Origin of the sequence: Thermocatellispora tengchongensis (assembly GCF_014202315.1) — a bacterium.
Taxonomy (GTDB): Bacteria; Actinomycetota; Actinomycetes; order Streptosporangiales; family Streptosporangiaceae; genus Thermocatellispora; species Thermocatellispora tengchongensis.
In genome coordinates, this window is the sequence record NZ_JACHGN010000023.1 from 14,605 (window position 1) to 30,566 (window position 15,962).

13 protein-coding genes are annotated in these 15,962 nt (G+C 73.2%); 8 read left to right on the top strand and 5 right to left on the bottom strand.

The genetic code is table 11. The features are described from left to right. Position 1 precedes the first annotated feature (1 nt). The 3 genes from HNP84_RS39690 to HNP84_RS39700 all read right to left on the bottom strand — a co-directional run bounded on the left by HNP84_RS39690 (position 2) and on the right by HNP84_RS39700 (position 2,714). Positions 2 to 1,015 (bottom strand): zinc-dependent alcohol dehydrogenase, encoded by a 1,014-nt coding sequence (locus HNP84_RS39690; protein ID WP_185055224.1) that lies wholly within the window; start codon positions 1,013 to 1,015, stop codon positions 2 to 4. 71 nt (positions 1,016 to 1,086) lie between these two features. Beyond that, positions 1,087 to 1,944: an SMP-30/gluconolactonase/LRE family protein gene (locus tag HNP84_RS39695; protein WP_185055225.1), complete on the bottom strand. Its 858-nt coding sequence runs from the start codon at positions 1,942 to 1,944 to the stop codon at positions 1,087 to 1,089. Continuing rightward, the gene (locus HNP84_RS39700) at positions 1,941 to 2,714 is read right to left on the bottom strand and encodes an IclR family transcriptional regulator (protein WP_185055226.1); all 774 of its coding nucleotides are present in this window, start codon (positions 2,712 to 2,714) and stop codon (positions 1,941 to 1,943) included. Before HNP84_RS39700 ends, HNP84_RS39695 begins: the two co-directional genes overlap by 4 nt. A 536-nt stretch (positions 2,715 to 3,250) precedes the next feature. On the opposite strand from HNP84_RS39700, the gene HNP84_RS39710 reads away from it, so the two are divergent. Continuing rightward, on the top strand, positions 3,251 to 3,928 hold the full coding sequence (locus HNP84_RS39710; RefSeq protein WP_185055227.1) for an SDR family oxidoreductase: 678 nt from the start codon (positions 3,251 to 3,253) through the stop codon (positions 3,926 to 3,928). Between the two features lie 97 nt (positions 3,929 to 4,025). Here the strand turns inward: HNP84_RS39710 and HNP84_RS39715 are convergent, their stop codons facing one another. Then, on the bottom strand, positions 4,026 to 4,958 hold the full coding sequence (locus HNP84_RS39715) for a dihydrodipicolinate synthase family protein (protein WP_185055228.1): 933 nt from the start codon (positions 4,956 to 4,958) through the stop codon (positions 4,026 to 4,028). Positions 4,959 to 5,332: 374 nt separating this feature from the next. After that, positions 5,333 to 6,049, bottom strand: a complete 717-nt coding sequence (locus tag HNP84_RS39725; protein WP_185055372.1) for a Mut7-C RNAse domain-containing protein — start codon at positions 6,047 to 6,049, stop codon at positions 5,333 to 5,335. Positions 6,050 to 6,554: 505 nt separating this feature from the next. On the opposite strand from HNP84_RS39725, the gene HNP84_RS39730 reads away from it, so the two are divergent. From HNP84_RS39730 to cydC, 7 genes are read left to right on the top strand one after another with little or no spacing between them, the layout of a single operon-like run. After that, positions 6,555 to 8,570 (top strand): SagD/YcaO family ATP-dependent cyclodehydratase, encoded by a 2,016-nt coding sequence (locus HNP84_RS39730; protein ID WP_185055229.1) that lies wholly within the window; start codon positions 6,555 to 6,557, stop codon positions 8,568 to 8,570. A 15-nt stretch (positions 8,571 to 8,585) separates the two neighbouring features. Next, entirely contained in the window at positions 8,586 to 9,605 is a 1,020-nt protein-coding gene (locus HNP84_RS39735) for an LLM class F420-dependent oxidoreductase (RefSeq protein ID WP_185055230.1), read from the top strand. A 14-nt stretch (positions 9,606 to 9,619) separates the two neighbouring features. Continuing rightward, positions 9,620 to 10,636 (top strand): ABC transporter substrate-binding protein, encoded by a 1,017-nt coding sequence (locus tag HNP84_RS39740; protein ID WP_185055231.1) that lies wholly within the window; start codon positions 9,620 to 9,622, stop codon positions 10,634 to 10,636. Next, the gene (locus HNP84_RS39745; protein ID WP_312926803.1) at positions 10,633 to 11,730 is read left to right on the top strand and encodes a FecCD family ABC transporter permease; all 1,098 of its coding nucleotides are present in this window, start codon (positions 10,633 to 10,635) and stop codon (positions 11,728 to 11,730) included. The genes HNP84_RS39740 and HNP84_RS39745 overlap by 4 nt, the downstream gene beginning before the upstream one ends. Continuing rightward, positions 11,727 to 12,470: an ABC transporter ATP-binding protein gene (locus tag HNP84_RS39750; protein ID WP_185055232.1), complete on the top strand. Its 744-nt coding sequence runs from the start codon at positions 11,727 to 11,729 to the stop codon at positions 12,468 to 12,470. Before HNP84_RS39745 ends, HNP84_RS39750 begins: the two co-directional genes overlap by 4 nt. Next, positions 12,467 to 14,185 (top strand): ABC transporter ATP-binding protein, encoded by a 1,719-nt coding sequence (locus HNP84_RS39755; RefSeq protein WP_185055233.1) that lies wholly within the window; start codon positions 12,467 to 12,469, stop codon positions 14,183 to 14,185. The genes HNP84_RS39750 and HNP84_RS39755 overlap by 4 nt, the downstream gene beginning before the upstream one ends. Beyond that, positions 14,182 to 15,957, top strand: a complete 1,776-nt coding sequence (cydC, locus tag HNP84_RS39760) for a thiol reductant ABC exporter subunit CydC (RefSeq protein WP_185055234.1) — start codon at positions 14,182 to 14,184, stop codon at positions 15,955 to 15,957. The genes HNP84_RS39755 and cydC overlap by 4 nt, the downstream gene beginning before the upstream one ends. Positions 15,958 to 15,962 lie beyond the last annotated feature (5 nt).

The window sequence follows — 15,962 nt, forward strand, 5'->3', positions numbered from 1 at the left end:
CCTACCGGCGCGGGTCGATGTGGATCTTCGGCCCCGGGCCGGCGTCGGCTGGGCGGTGTCCGGCCAGGACGCCGGCGGTCTCGGCGAGGCCGACGGTGGCCGCCACGAGGGGGCGGGCGTCGACCGAGCCGTCCGCGTACGCGGCGATGGCTCCGTCCAGGCCGGCCGAGCCGCCGAGGATGCCGACCGCGGTGACGTCCTTGAGCACCAGGTCGCGGGTGTCGATCGCGGAGGGGGTGCCGGCCAGTCCGATGTAGACCACGCGGCCGGCGGGTTCGACGAGGTCGAGCGCGAGAGCGGGCAGGCCGGGCGCGTTGGAGGCGTCGACGACGCCGTCCCACGGCAGCCGCGGCAGCGAGGCCCGCGTCCAGGCGTGGCCGAAGCCGAGGTGCCGGGCCAGGCGCAACGTGGACTCGTCCTGGCCGAGCAGATGAACCTCGGCTCCACCGGCCCTCGCGAACAGCGCCGTCAGCAGGCCGATCGTCCCCGTGCCCAGCACCAACAGCCGCCCGCCCGGTCGAAGCCCGGCGCCCCGGGCCGCCCGCAAGGCGTTGCCGCCGGGTTCGACCAGCGCGCCCAGGGTGGAGTCCACCGTGTCCGGCAGCGCGTGCAGCGCGGTCACCGGCACGGCGAGCTGCTCGGCGAGCGCCCCGGGACGGCCCCGGCTGATGCCGATCTCGGCCATGTCGCCACAGACGTGGTGACGGCCCGAGCGGCAGCGGTCGCAGGTGCGGCAGCTCAGCATGGTGTCGCCGGTGACGCGGCGGCCCAGCCATTCCGCCGGTACGCCGTCGCCGAGGGCCGTCACCCTGCCGCACCACTCGTGGCCGGGCCGCAGCGGGTACCAGGAGCGGCCGGTGTGCAGGTAGCTCATCTCGCCGGTGAACAGCTCCACGTCGGTGCCGCACACGCCGGCCCGCTCGACGTCCACGACCACCTCGCCGGGCGCGGCGGCCGGTGGTTCGACCTCGTGGACTTCGGCCTTGCCGGGGCCGGTCAGGACCAGGGCGCGCATCTACCGGGGCCCGACGGCGTTCCGGCGCCGCGTGCCGGCGCGCATGAGGGACATGGATGGTGCTCCGCGGGTCAGAAGGGGTTCCAGTACGGCGTGGGCAGGCCGCGGACGCCGACGTTCGCGGTGAACAGGCGGCCGTCGCCGGGGCCGGGCTCAGCCAGGCCCTGGGTGGAGGTGGTGATGACGAGGGTGTCCAGGTCGGGTCCGGCGAACGCGGCGCTGGAGGTGTGCGGCGCGCCGGTCTCGACGGTGGCCAGCAGCTCGCCGGTGGGGGTGCGGCACTCGACGCGGCCTCGGCCCCAGTTGGCGATCCACAGGTTGCCGTCGGCGTCGGCGCACATCCCGTCGGGTTTGCCGTCGGTGATGGTGAACGCCTCGCGCCGCGGCCCGGTCGTGCCCCCGGCCGCGTCGTAGTCGCGCACCCAGATGGTGCCGGGGACGGTGTCCACGCTGTAGAGCCGGTCGCCGACCCAGGCCAGGCCGTTGGACAGCACCAAGTCGGTGTCGAGGTACGTCACGCCGGTCTCGTCGAGGCGGGCCAGCACCTCCTGGCCGTGGCGGTCGTCCTGGGCCAGGCTGCCGATGAGGAACCGGCCGGCCGGGTCCACCGCGCCGTCGTTGAGGCGGCTGCGCCTGCCCGGCTCCAGCACCCGGGCCAGCTCGGTACGGCGCCCGTCGAGGCCGACCCTGGTGAGCGTCTCCTTCTCGGCCACGATCAACTGCCCGTCGGCCGCGACGGCGACCGCTCCGACCGTGGAGTCGAAGGCGTGCCGTCGCGTGGCGGTGACCGTGCCGTCGTCGAGCACGCCCTCGTACACGGCCCCGGCGACGATGTCCACCCACAGCAGGCGCCGGCGGGCGGCGTCCCAGACCGGGCCTTCGCCGAGGCTGTAGACCTCGGCCGACGCCGGGCTCGCATGGAACTTCACAACGGGTCCTCTCCGGAGACGATGGCGCGGATGGCGGGCAGGTCGGCGACGAGCTTGCCGAGCGGGGTGCGGTAGGCCAGGGCGCTGACGCTGATCGCGCCGCTGGGGACGGTGGGCGAGGTCAGGTAGGCCGCGACCGCGACGCAGTTGACGCCCGGCTCGTTCTCCTGGTCATCGACCGCGTAGCCCTGTTCGCGGACGCGTACCAGCTCGGCGTGGAGCTCCTCGACGGTGGTGATGGAGCGTTCGGTCGGGCGTTCCAGCTCGCGGTCGCCCACCCAGGCGCGGACCGCGTCCTCGTCGGGCAGGGCGTGCGCCAGCAGCACCTTGCCGACTCCGGTGCAGTGAGCGGGGTTGCGGCCCCCGACCACCGAGGTCAGCCGTATGGCTCCGGATGGGGGGTCGAGTTTGGAGCGGTAGACGACCGAGGTCCCGTCGAGCACCGCGTAGTGCACCGTTTCGCCGTAGCGGTCGCACAACGCCCGCAGGATCGGGGTGACCCGGACGTGGTCGGGCCGCGCCTCGTGGTGAGCGAAGGCCATCCGCAGGAACTCGTCGCCCAGCAGGTAGCGGCCGTGGCCGTTCTGGGCGGCGAACCCGGCGCGCCGCAACGCCGCCAGGGCGCGGTGCACCGTCGGTTTGGGGCTTGCCACCGCGCGGGCCATCTCCTCCAGCCCGATCCCGTCGGGATGCCGGGCCAGCTCGGCCAGCACCGCGAGCACCCGATCGGAGCCTACGAGTTTCTGCTCGCCTTCTGCCGCCTCCCCCATATTCCGGAGATTAGACCATCGTTCCTAAAAACGAAAGTTTCCCGCCGGGAGGGCTTCCCCCGGCGGTGAGGCTGGGCTAATGTCACAGCGAGTTCCCTGCTTATACGTATCCGTCGGCGCTTGTCCACGGGAGTGGTAGCGCACCCGCAGCCGGGCGGTGGGAGCCCCCGCAGGCCCCTCGCCCTCGTACCGGAAAGAGTGGTTGTCCTCATGGCGACGAGCCGCAGCGGTCAGTGGCACGCCGGCGCCGATCGCAACGCCTCCATCCATCGGGCGTGGACGCGGCACGGCGTGTGGGAGGCCGGCGGCGTCCCGCCGAACCTCCCGGTGGTCTCCCTCGGCGAGACCCAGGTCCGTCCCGACCGCCATGCCGTGGCGGAACATGGCCGCGCCGGCCATCGAGGAGATGCTGCGAGCCAACCCGCTGCTCGGCGGCTGCGGCAAGACGACCCGTACCGGGCCGGCGGCCTGCACGCCGTGCTGAACGAGGTCCGCGACCTGCTCGACCCGCGCGAATCCCACGGAAAGGATTTCTCATGTCCCGCACGGCGCTCATCACCGGCGGCGTCAGCGGCCTGGGCAAGGCCGCCGCCATCCGCCTCCAAGCCGACGGCGTCAAGGTCGTCACCCTCGACGTCGCCGACGGCGCCGACCTCGTCGTGGACGTCACCGACCCGGCCGCCGTCCATAACTCCGCCGAGCAGATCGGCCCCGTCGACATCCTCGTCAACTCCGCCGGCGTCGTCGGCCCGAACGCCCCGCTGTGGGAGGTCCCGCTGGACGGCTGGCGGCGCACTTTCGACGTCAACGTCAACGGCACCTTCCACACCTGCCGCGCCTTCGTCCCCGGCATGCGCGAGCGCGGCTGGGGCCGCATCGTCAACATCGCCAGCATGGCCGGCAAGGACGGCAATCCCGGCATGGCCCCCTACTCCGCCTCCAAGGCCGCCGTCATCGCCCTCACCAAGTCCCTCGGCAAGGAGCTGGCCACCAGCGGCGTCCTCGTCAACGCCATCGCCCCCGCCGTGATCGAGACCCCGATGAACGCCGACACCGGCCCCGAGGCCCTGGCCCACATCACCAGCCTCATCCCCATGCGCCGCGTCGGAAGGCCGGAGGAGGTCGCCGAACTGATCGCCTGGCTCGCCTCCGATAAGGTCAGCTTCTCCACCGGCGCCGTCTACGACATCAGCGGCGGCCGCGCCACCTACTGACCGTCGCGATCCCCATGGCCCGGTTCGCCGAGCCACGCCACTGACGCCACGACGCCGGGGCCGCCCGGCCGGTGAGGGGCCGGCCGGGCGGCGTCGCTCAGGAGAGCTTCGCCCGAGGGTCGCGCCGGGCGAGCCGTTCCAGCAGCACATCGATCTCGGCGCGCTCGGCCGCGGTCAGCGAGCGCCCCGGCGCGCGCTGGGCGTCGTCTGCGAGCAGACCGCGCCGCCGCATGACGTACTTGCGGACCGCGAGACCGACGCCGGCCTGCTGCTCGTAGCGGATCAACGGCAGATGCGCGTCGAACAGGTCGTGCGCGTCAGCGGTCCTCCCCTCGCCCATGAGCCGGACGACATCGACGAGGAGTTCCGGGAAGCAGTAGCCGGTCATGGCGCCGTCCGCGCCGCGGCGCATCTCGAAATCGAGGAACAGGCCGCCGTTGCCGCACAGGATCGACAGACGCGGCATGGCACCGGCCTCCTCCGCGGCGCGCAGTGCGCTGATCTTCTCCAGGCCGGGCCAGTCCTCGTGCTTGAGCATCACCACCGACGGCACCTCCCGCGCGATGCGTCGCAGCACCGGCACCGACATCACGACGGAGAACGTGAGGGGGTAGTCCTGGACGACGACCGGCACGTCCGGCCCGAGCGCCTCACCGACCTGCGCGTAGTAGCCGACGATCTGATCGTCGGTGCGCAGGGTGTGCGGCGGGCCGACCATCACGCCCGCCGCGCCCCGGGACATGACCTCGCCGGTCAGCGCCTTCATGGACGCGAAGCCCGGAGCGGAGACCCCGACGACCACCGGGAGGCGGGTCCGGTCCAGGACGGCCGCGGCCACCTCGACGGCCTCGGCGTGGGTCAGCTTCGGCGCCTCGCCCATCTGCCCCAGCAGCGTGAGGCCGTCGGCTCCGGCCGCCTCGTAGAAGTCGACGAGGCGGCGCAGTGAGTCCAGGTCGATCCGGCCGTCGGGGTGGAACGGCGTGGGCGCGATGGCGTACACGCCGCGGGTGGTCCTGCTGATCGACGTCATGGTCGTCGCCCTCCTGGGTCTCGGTCATGGTACGGGTGGCTGTGACCCCGCTGATCCGCTTGAGGTTCATCCACAGGTAGCGGTTGTCGTACTCGTGCAGGTGGCCGCTGCTCGATCCGCAGGTCACCACCACGCCGCCGCGCCGTGCCACGAAGGTGGAGATGCCGATGGTGGCCCGGCCGGCGTAGTCGAAGACCACGTGCGGGTCCTCGCCCACGGCGGCGCGGATGGCCTTGCCCAGCCGCTTGCCCGCCGCGATCGTCTCCTCCGGCGAGCCTGGCGCCCCGTCGCCCAGCCCGACTCGAACCCCCAGGCGCGCCGTCCGACGCCGAGCATGCCGTCGGTGTGGGTGGCCGGCTCCTGGTCGTCGGCGTTCATCCGCGCCCGGCGTTCGAGACCATGCGTTCGGCCTGTGCCACGATCGCCTCCAGGTGGGCGCCGTGCGCGCCGCGCCAGTACACACGACGGCAGGCCGTGCAGCGCGCGAAGGTGTCGTAGCTGCGGCGGGTGCCGGGGCGCAGCGAGCGTTCGACCTCGTCCTTGCCGACGTACGCCAGCGACCCGTTGCAGGCGGTGCACCTGGTCCACGGGGCCAGCGGGGGCGCGAACCGTTCGAGCACGTCGCCGAACTGGTCCTGCGGACGCGAGCCTCGGACGTGCGCCCCGAGCCACAGGCTCCTGCGCCGCAGCAGCCCGCGGTCCTGGGTCAGCAGCACCCGCCGCTCGGCGTTCGCCCGCTCGACGAGGACGTCGTCGTCGAGGTCGTTCTCGTAGGCCGTGTCCACTCCCACCAGCCGCAGCCGCCGTGCGAGCGTGCCCAGGTGCACGTCCAGGATGAACCGGTGGGCGGGGACGATCTGCGGCCGCGGCACCCCGAGGACGCTCACCACGTCCCCCGCCCGCGGCCGGTACGAGGGGGCGACCTCCCGCCCGCCGACGACCAGGCTCCCGACCTCGGGCAACGGCACTCCGGCCGACTCGACGACGTGCCCGAGGGAGGAGACGCCGTCGCAGGCGAGCCAGAGCTCCTCGCCCCGCTGCCGCGGCGGCAGGAAGAACCGCAGCCCCGCCTCGACGCGCAGGCACACCATCTCCTCCACACGCCCAGCATGCCACCGTCGCCGAGCACCGCGCTGAAGCGGGCGGCGCAGCTCGGGCCTGCGGCCCCCTGGGCCTGTGCCGGCAGCGGGACCGGCGGGGGCCGCGCGGCTCACCGCTCCGGACGCGACCAGGCCGATCATGCGCGGCGACGCCGCGTACACACCGCAGGTGGGACGGCCGGCGGTCCCGCGGCCGGCGATCCACCCATTGACCGGTCGCCGATCCCTGCCTACCGTGGCCTTACTGCGAATAATTCGCAGTTGCGAGATCATTGCAAGCTATCCATGAGGAGGATGGCCATGGCACATGTCTCATTCGAAGAGATCGAGGACCTCACCGTGTGCGTGAGGGCGCACACGCCGGCCGTCGACACCGCGTTCGCCTGGAACGAGGACGACGAGAAGTGATCGACCGCGGGAGGCCGCGGTCTGGGTCTCCCGCACCCTCATCGCCTCGCGCTCCTCGCCCGACCGCCCGACTCCGGAGGCCAGCCGGATGACCCGCCCGCTCCGAATCGCCCCCGGCCACCAGCTCTACCCGGGCGCCGACGGCGTCTGGCGCTGCCACAGCCCCGACGGCCGGGTGACCCGCGTCCTGACTTCTGCCGCGCTGATGCGGCGCCTGCCCCAAGCCCTGGCAGGGGCGGTCCCGATCGACGACGACATGGGCGATTTGCTGCGGGCCCTGGAGCGGCGCGGGGTGCTCGTCCCGGCCGGGACCGTCCCGCCGCTGAGCGGCCGCGTCGTGCACGTGACCGGGGAGACGCCCATCGCCGACCTGACCGCCGCGCTCCTGCGGCCGCACGTCACGGTGGTGCGGGGCCCGCTGGAGTCGGTGGACGGCGTGGACATGGTCGTCGCCTGCGCCGGGTGGTTGCCCGACGCCGAGTGGCGGCGCATCGACAAGGTGTGCGCCCGGGTTCCCTGGCATCGCTGCCATGCCGACGGCCTGTCGTTCCGGATCGGGCCGTGCACCGTCCCGGGCCGCACCGCCACCTATGCCGACACCCGTGCCCGCCGGCTCGCCGCCGCCCGCCTGCCGGAGGAACTGCTGACGTTGTGGGACCGGCTGGACGGCGGGGACGTCATGACCGGTGAACCGGAGAACGCGTCGAGCGGCCTGGTCGCGGGGCTGCTGGCCGATGACGTGCTCGCGGTCTTGTCCGGGCGGCCGGTCCCGAGCGAGGGGCATCAGGTGATCGTCGGCGCGTGCCTGACCCGCCGTCCCGTGCTGCCGCTGCCGCGGCCGGGCTGGGCGTGGAGCGCCACCCCCCGGCAGCTCGTGGACTCGGAGTACGGGCTGATCACGCGGGTGGTGCGGGAGGCGAGCGCGCTGGATGCCTGTGTGATCTACCGGGCGTACGTGGCGGCCACGGACCGTTTCGCGCCCTGGAAGGCCGACCGGGTGGCCGGCGGCGCCGCGCTGGACGACGACCAGGCCCGCGACGCGGCCATCGGCGAGGCGGTGGAACGCTACTGCGGCAACGCCGTCCCCGATGAGCTGCCTCGTGGCAGCTACGCCGGGCTGGCCGCCGACGCGATCGACCCGGACCATCTCGCCCTGTACGCGCCACACCAGTACGCGGCCGCCGGTTTCCCGTTCACGCCCCTGACCCCTGACCTGGAGATCGAGTGGGCGAGCGGTCGCGACCTGGCCGGCGGCGCGGAGGTCTTGGTGCCGGCCTCGCTGGTCTATCTCAACTACACCCGCCCTCCGCACACCAACGCCCACGTCAACGCCGGCATCGCCGCGGGCCCGGATCGGGAGCGGGCCGAGCGCTCGGCGCTGGAAGAACTGTTCGAACGCGACGCGGTCACGCTGTGGTGGCTGCGCGGCCGGCAGGCCACCCGCTACATCCCCGACGGCCTGGCCGGGCCGCTGGAGGAGGCGGCCGGCCGTGGCCTGTCGGTGACCTTCCTGACGATCCCCTCGGCCTTCGGCGTCCCGGTCATCGGCGCCTTCCTGGAGGACCGCGCCCGCCAGGTCGTCGCCTTCGGCACGGCCTGCCGCCGCGACCCGGAGGCCGCGGCGGCCAAGGCGTTCACCGAGGCCGTGGTGTCCTACACGATGAGCCTGGACCTGCTGGACGGCGATGCCGCCGTCTGGCGCACCTGCGATCACCCCTACCGGCCCTACCGGGCCGGCCGAACCTACCGCGACGCCTTCCGCCCCGACTGGCACGACCTGACGGACCTGGAGCTGAACCTGCAGCTCTTCCTGGACCCGCGCATGCAGGGCCCGCTGCTGGACCGGCTGCGCGAGCCCCCGCCCGGCCCGCCTCCCGCCCCCGCCGGCCCGGACGACCATGTGGCGCGGCTGGCGGCGGCGGGCCTGCGGGCGGTGTCGGTCGATCTGACCACGCCCGACGTACGGGCCGCCGGGCTGTGCGTGGTGCGGGTGGTGGTGCCCGGCCTGTACGCGAACGCGCCGGCGGCCTTCCCCTTCCTCGGCGGCTCCCGGCTCGGCACGGCCGCCGGCGACCTGATCCTCGACCCTCTTCCCTTCGCCTAAGGAGCGGCACCGGATATGCGGATAGGACTGGCCCTGGGGTACCACGGCGAGCCGATGACACAGATCGCGCCGCTGGTCGAGCTGGCCGATCGGATCGGCGTGGACTCCGTGTGGAGCGTGGAGGAGTACGGCGCCGACGGCGTGAGCGTGCTGGCCTACCTGGCGGCCAGGACCGAGCGGATCAAACTCGGCACCGGCGTCCTGCAACTGGCCGGCCGCACCCCGGCCAACACCGCGATGACCGCGCTGACGCTGGACATCCTGTCCGAAGGCAGGCTGCTGCTCGGCCTGGGGGTGTCGGTGCCGTGGATCGTGGAGGGCTGGCACGGCGTCCCGTACGGCAGGCCGCTGACCCGCACCCGCGAATACGTGCAGATCCTGCGCGCGGCGATCCGCTGCGAGGAGCGGGTGACCCACGACGGCGAGTACTACCGGCTCCCCTACCACGGCCCCGGCTCCACCGGCCGGGCCCGCCCGGTCAAGGCCCTGCTGGACCCGGTCCGCACCACGATCCCGACCTACCTGGCCGCCATCGGGCCGGGCATGGTGCGCCTGGCCGGGGAGATCGCCGATGGCTGGCTGCCCGGCTTCTACTCCCCCGAACGCGAAGGGGTCATCACCGCCCCGCTCGACGAAGGGCTCAAACGCGCCGGCCGTGACCGGGAGGCCGTGGACATCACCGTGATCACGCACGCCGTCCGCACCCGTGACCTGGCCAAGGCCCGCGACGAGCTGCGTCCGTTGTATGCGGCCTACCTCGGCCCGGACGTGCCCGGCGTCCGCAACACCTACTTCGACCTGGCGCGCGAGATCGGGTTCGAGGCCGAGGCCGAGACCATCCGCGCCCACCACCGCGAGGGCCGCCGCGCCGAGGCCATCGCCGCCGTCCCGGACGCGCTGCTGGACGAGGTCGCGCTGCTCGGGCCGCTGCCGCGGATCGTGGACCGGCTCGCCGCCTGGAAGGAGTCGCGGGTCGGCACGCTGGCGCTCATCACCCGCGACCGCACGCTGCTGGAGGCGGTGCTCTCCGCATGATCCGCATGATCCGCATGACGCGCTTGAGACGCATGCTCGTGCTGCTGGCGGCACTGACGCTGGCCGCCTGCTCGCAGGCTCCCGCCGCCCACGAGGCCGGGCAGGCGGCGGCGCCGCGGGCCGGCTTCCCGGTCACGATCGAGAACTGCGGGCGAAAGCTCACCTTCGACAGGCCGCCCGCCAAGGTCGTGACCGGCTACCACCCCTCCCTGGAGACCCTGCTCGCCCTCGGCCTGGGCGACCGGATCGCCGGGCGCACGAACTTCGCCGAAAGCGCGTTCCTGCCGGGCCAGAAGGAGCAGTACGACCAGATCCCGGAGATCTCCGACACGATCATGCTGCCGCAGAAGGAGGTCATGCTCGCCCAAGGGGCGGACTTCGTCCTGGACAACGCGATGGCGAGCTTCGACGCCGCCGGCGGTTACGCCACCGTGGAGGAGCTGGACGCGGCGGGCAGCCCGGTGTACATCATGGGCGGCTGGTGCAGCCCCGAGGAGGTGCTGGAGTTCACCATCGACGACACCTTCACCGACCTGCGCAACCTCGGTGCGATCTTCGGCGTCCCCGGCCACGCCGACAAGCTGATCAGCGAACTGAAGGGCAGGCTCGCCGACGTCCGAAAGCGCGTCGCGGGCCGTACCCCGGTCAAGGTGCTGGCCACCGACGGCGGCACGGGCCCGGTCAACGCCTACGGCGGCTTCGGGATCACCAACCAGATGATCACCCTGGCCGGTGGCGTGAACGTGCTGGCCGACGTCAAGGGCGACTACACCGAGGTCAGCGCCGAGAGGATCAGCGCCACCCAGCCCGAGGCGATCCTGGTCAGCGACTACGCCACGCTACGCGGGGAGGCCATGCCGAGCTCGCCGGCCAAGGCCGCCGACGCCTTCGCCATCGCCAGGAACAGCCCGGCCGCCAAGGACAGGCGCTACCTCGCCGTTCCCGTGGCGGCCCAGCATCCCGGCTACCGCAACATCCTGGCCATCACCGACATCGCCCGCTTCCTGCACCCGGACGCCTTCGCCCGGTGACCAGCACGACGCAGAAGACCCGGGCACAGACCGGGCCGGCGCCCACGACCCGCCGCGCGAGCCGGTTCCTCCTGCTCGTGGCCGCGCTCATCGTCGCCGTCGTCGTCTCGACCTGGCTGGCGGTGAGCATCGGCGCGGTGCACGTCGCCCTGCCCCAAACCTGGGGCATCGTCGCCGACCGCCTCGTCCCCGGCGTCCTGCCGCGCACCTGGACCCCGGTGCAGGAGCAGATCGTGTGGGAGTTCCGGCTGCCGCGCGCGCTGCTGGCGCTGCTGGTCGGGGCCGGGCTGGCGGTGGTCGGGGCGGTGCTGCAGGCGCTGGTGCGCAACCCGCTGGCCGACCCGTTCCTGATGGGCATCTCCTCCGGCGCCTCGTTCGGGGCGGTGCTCGTGCTGATCCTGGGCGCCTCGGCGCTGGGCGGGCTGTCGCTGTCGGCGGCCGCCTTCGCCGGCTCCCTGCTCGCGCTCGCCCTGGTGTACGTGCTGGCGCAGCGGGCCGGACGCCTCACCCCGTCGCGGCTGCTGCTGGCCGGGGTCGCGCTGGCGTACCTGTTCCAGGCCGCGTACAGCTTCGTGCTGCAACTGGCCCAGAGCGGCCGGGCCGCCCAGCAGGTGTTGTTCTGGCTGATGGGCAGCCTCGGCGGCGCCCGCTGGCACATGCTGCCGCTGCCGGCCGTCGTCCTGGCGGCCGGGGTGGCGTACCTGCTGGCCCAGTACCGCCCGCTGAACGCGCTGGCCGCCGGGGAGGAGACCGCCGTCTCGCTCGGCGTGAACGTGAACCGTTTCCGGGCGACGCTGTTCGTGCTGACCTCGCTGCTGGTCGGCGTGCTGGTGGCCACCAGCGGCGCCATCGCGTTCGTCGGCCTGATCGTGCCGCACGCCGCCCGGCTGCTCGTCGGCGCCGACCACCGCCGGGTGCTGCCCGTCACCGCCCTGCTCGGCGCGGTGTTCCTTCAGCTCGTGGACATCGCGGCCCGCACCGTCAACGCACCTCAGGAACTGGCGCTCACCATCGTCACCGCGCTGTTCGGCGTGCCGTTCTTCCTGTGGCTGCTGCGCCGCCGCTCGGTGGACCGGGCGGTGAGCGTCACGTGAAACTCGACCTGCGCGCGGTCTCCGTCTCCCTCGACGGCCATCCGATCGTGCACGAGGCCGACCTGCTGGTGGACGACGGCGAGTTCGTCGGCCTGGTCGGGCCGAACGGCTGCGGCAAGTCCACCCTGCTGCGCACGATCTACCGGGCGCTTCGCCCCTCGGCCGGGCTCATCACCGTGGACGGCGACGACGTGCACCGCCTGCCCGCCCGCCAGGCCGCCCGGCGTACCGCCGTGGTCGCCCAGGAGACCCCGCCCGACCTGGACTTCACCGTGGCCGAGATCGTGCTCATGGGACGCACCCCGTACAGGATCGCCCCGGCCGCGGACGAGGAGGTGTGCGCGCGCTCGCTGGACCGCGTGGGCCTGACCGGGGCCGCCGGCCGCGTCTTCGCCACCCTGTCCGGCGGCGAGAAGCAGCGCGTCCTGCTCGCCCGCGCCCTGGCCCAGCAGACCCGCCTGCTGCTGCTGGACGAGCCCACCGCCCACCTGGACATCCGCCACCAGGTGGAGCTCCTGCACCTGGTGCGCGAGCTGGGCATCGCCACGCTGGCCGTCCTGCACGACCTCAACCAGGCCGCCGCCTTCTGCGACCGCCTCTACGTCATGAACGCCGGCCGGATCCTGGCCGGCGGCCCGCCCGAACAGGTCCTCACCCCGGACCTGATCAGTCAGGTGTACGGCGTGCGCGCCGTGCGCCGCACCCAGCTCGTCTTCGAGCGGCTCAAGGAGGAGCGGTGATCCCCCGACTACTGGCCCTGTCGCCGTCCATCGGATGGCGCCTGGCGGGGCTCGTGCTGTTGCTGCTGTCCATCACGGCGACCTACGTCGGCCAGGGCGTGCTCGTCGCCCAGGCGCTGGCCCGGATCTTCGCCGGCCGGGATGCGGGCTCGATCCTGTGGCTCGTCGCCGCCGTCGTCGTGCTGCAACTGGCCCGCAGCGCCGCGCTGGCCGTCCGCGAATCCCTCGCGCTGCGGGCCTCGGGCGCGGTCAAAGCCGAGCTGCGCCGCCGCCTGACCGGCAAACTGCTGCGGCTCGGACCCGCCTACGCCCAGCGCGTGCGTACCGGCGCGGCCCAGACCACGCTGGTGGACGGCATCGAGACCGCCGACGCCTACGTGGGCAGGTTCCTTCCCCAGGTGATCGCCGCGGTCCTCGGCGCGATCGCCGTGACCGCCTACCTGTTCACGCTGGACCCGCTGGTCGGCGGCGTGGTGCTGGCCTGTGCGCTGCTGCTGCCCGTGCTGCCGCTGGCCTCGGACCGCATCCTGCGGGCGCGCAACGCCGCCTGGTTCCGGGGCTACAAGGGCCTGTACGCCGAGAACCTCGACGCGCTGCAGGGCATGACCACGCTCAAGGCGTTCAACGCCAGCACCCGGCGCGGCGCCGAGCTGGCCCGCCTGGCCGAGCGGTTCTGCCGCGACTCCATCCGGCTGATGGCCATCGTCATCGGCTACGTCGGCGGCGTGGCGCTCATCATCGGCCTGGGCACCGCCGTCGCGCTCGGCGCCGGCGCCCTGCGCCTGGCCGCCGGTGAGCTGACCGTCACCGAACTGCTGATCATCCTCCTGCTGACCGCCGAGAGCTTCCGGCCCCTGAAGGAGCTGGAGGCGGCCTACCACTCCAGCTACAACGCCGTCCCCTCGCTCAAGGCCGTCTTCGAGATCCTCGACACTCCCGAACCCGCGCAGGGCACAACCCCGCTCGGCCTGACCGGTCCGCCGTCGGTGACCTTCGACGCAGTGACGTTCAGCTACCCGGGCCGCCGCCGTCCCGCTCTCGACCGCTTCCATCTCGACGTCGCCCCGGGCGAACGCGTCGCCCTGGTCGGCCGCTCGGGCGCGGGCAAGACCACCGTCGCCTCCCTGCTGCTGCGCTGGTTCGACCCCGACGCCGGCCGCATCACCGTCAACGGCATCGACGTGCGCGACCTGCCCCTGGAGCGGCTGCGCGCCCTCGTCGCCGTCGTCTCCCAGGACACCTACCTCTTCCACGGCTCCGTCCGCCGCAACCTGGCCCTGGCCCGGCCCGACGCCACCGCAGGCCGGCTCGAAGCCGCCGCCCGCGCCGCCCAGGCCCATGAGTTCATCACCGCGCTGCCCGACGGCTACGACACCGTCGTCGGCGAACGCGGGCTGAAACTGTCCGGTGGCGAACGCCAGCGCATCGCCATCGCCCGCGCCCTGCTCAAGGACGCCCCCATCCTGATCCTGGACGAGGCCACCTCCAGCGTTGACGCGGCCAACGAGTCCGCCATCCAGCACGCTCTCGACACCCTGTCCGGCGGCCGGACCACGCTGATGATCGCCCACCGGCTGTCCACGGTCCGAACCGCGGACCGGGTCATCGTCATGGCCGATGGCCGCATCCAGGAGGCCGGGCCGCCCGGCGAACTCCTGGCCGGCCAGGGCGCGTATGCCCGGCTGGTCGCCGCGCAGAACGGAGCGAGCCGATGACCACCGCCACCGCGACCACCGCGACCACCACGACCGTCCGTCCCGGCTCCCGGTTCCGGCCCATCCTGGCCCTGCTCGGCCCGCACCGGCCGCTGCTGGTGACCGCGATCGTCAGCGGCATCGCCCACCACCTGGTCGTGCTCGCCTCGGCGGGCGTCGGAGCCTGGGTGGTCAGCCGTGCCATCACCGGAGCCACCGCCGACGACCTGCGCGGCGGCCTGATCACCCTCGGCCTCCTGCTGCCGCTGCTCGCCCTCACCCCGTGGCTGGAGTCCTACCTCGCCCACGTGGCCGCCTTCCGCGTGCTGGCCGACGTGCGCGGACGCGTCTACGCCGCCTTCGAGCGCCTGGCACCCGGCTACCTGCTCCAGCGCCGCTCCGGCGACCTCGGGGCCGCGGCCATCTCCGACGTGGAGCAGCTGGAGCTGTGGTTCGCCCACACCCTCAGCCCGCTGATCAGCGCCGTCACCGTCCCCGTCGCCGCACTGACCGCCCTGGCCGTCTTCCACCCGGCCCTGGCCCTGGCGCTGGCACCCGCGCTGATCCTGCTCGCCCTCCTGCCCGCCTGGCTGCGCAAACGGGCCGCCGCCCAGGGCGCGCGGCTGCGCGCCGAGCTCGGCGAGCTCAACGCCGAAGCCGTCGACACTCTCCAAGGGCTGCGCGAACTGCTCACCTCCGGCGCCGGGGGCCGCCAGCTCGACCGCCTCACCGGTCACGATCGGCGGCTCTTGGACGCCAAGCTCGCCCACGGCCGGCGCTCCGGCCTCGAACACGCCGTCACCAACGCGGCCACCACGTTCGGCCTGCTCGCCGTCCTCATCACCGCGGCCCTGCTGACCTCGGCAGGCAGCCTGCAACCGGCGCTGTTCCCCGTCGCCGTCGTCCTGGCCGCCACCACCTTCGCCCCGGTCATCGCCGTCACCGACGTGGCCCGCGACCTCAACCTCGTCATCGCCGCCGGCGACCGCATCATGACCATCCTCACCACCCCGGCCCCTGTCACCGACCGCGTCACCACACCGCCACCCGGCCCCGTCGAGCCGCGGGTCCGCTTCACCGATGTCCGCTTCCGCTACGCCGCGGACCTGCCCGAAGCCGTCGCCGGCGTCACCTTCGACATCGCACCCGGCGAGAGCGTCGCGCTGGTCGGCCACTCGGGAGCGGGCAAGTCCACCTGCGCCAGCCTGCTCATGCGCTTCTGGGACGTCACCGGCGGCGCGATCACCATCGGCGGCCACGACCTGCGCGACTTCCCGCAAGAGGACCTGCGCCGCCTGATCACCCTCGTCCCCCAGGACGTCTACCTGTTCAACATCCCGATCCGCGACAACATCCGCCTGGGCCGCCCCGACGCCACCGAGGAGGAGGTGGAGACCGCCGCGCGGGCGGCCCACGCCCACGAGTTCATCACCGGCCTGCCCGACGGCTACGACACCCTGCCCGGCGAGCTCGGCGCCCGCCTGTCCGGCGGCCAGCGTCAGCGCATCGCCATCGCCCGCGCCCTGCTCAAGGACGCCCCCATCCTGATCATGGACGAGGCCGTCTCCAACCTCGACGCCGAAAGCGAACAGGAGGTCGCCGCCGCCATGACCGCCGCCCGGCGCGACCGCACCACCCTGATCATCGCCCACCGCCTGTCCACCATCCGCACCGCCGACCGCGTCATCGTCCTGGACAACGGCCGGATCGCCGAGACCGGCGCCCACGACGACCTCCTGACCCACGACGGCGCCTACACCCGGCTCCTGGCCGGCCAACTGACAGCGACGTGATCGTC

Excerpts from the sequence above, each read along its gene's own strand:
- HNP84_RS39715 (WP_185055228.1), bottom strand. The coding sequence starts at position 4,958 with ATGACGTCGATCAGCAGGACCACCCGCGGCGTGTACGCCATCGCGCCC.
- HNP84_RS39730 (WP_185055229.1), top strand. The coding sequence starts at position 6,555 with ATGACCCGCCCGCTCCGAATCGCCCCCGGCCACCAGCTCTACCCGGGC.
- HNP84_RS39725 (WP_185055372.1), bottom strand. The coding sequence starts at position 6,049 with ATGGTGTGCCTGCGCGTCGAGGCGGGGCTGCGGTTCTTCCTGCCGCCG.
- HNP84_RS39735 (WP_185055230.1), top strand. The coding sequence starts at position 8,586 with ATGCGGATAGGACTGGCCCTGGGGTACCACGGCGAGCCGATGACACAG.
- HNP84_RS39710 (WP_185055227.1), top strand. The coding sequence starts at position 3,251 with ATGTCCCGCACGGCGCTCATCACCGGCGGCGTCAGCGGCCTGGGCAAG.
- HNP84_RS39700 (WP_185055226.1), bottom strand. The coding sequence starts at position 2,714 with ATGGGGGAGGCGGCAGAAGGCGAGCAGAAACTCGTAGGCTCCGATCGG.
- cydC (WP_185055234.1), top strand. The coding sequence starts at position 14,182 with ATGACCACCGCCACCGCGACCACCGCGACCACCACGACCGTCCGTCCC.
- HNP84_RS39740 (WP_185055231.1), top strand. The coding sequence starts at position 9,620 with ATGACGCGCTTGAGACGCATGCTCGTGCTGCTGGCGGCACTGACGCTG.
- HNP84_RS39690 (WP_185055224.1), bottom strand. The coding sequence starts at position 1,015 with ATGCGCGCCCTGGTCCTGACCGGCCCCGGCAAGGCCGAAGTCCACGAG.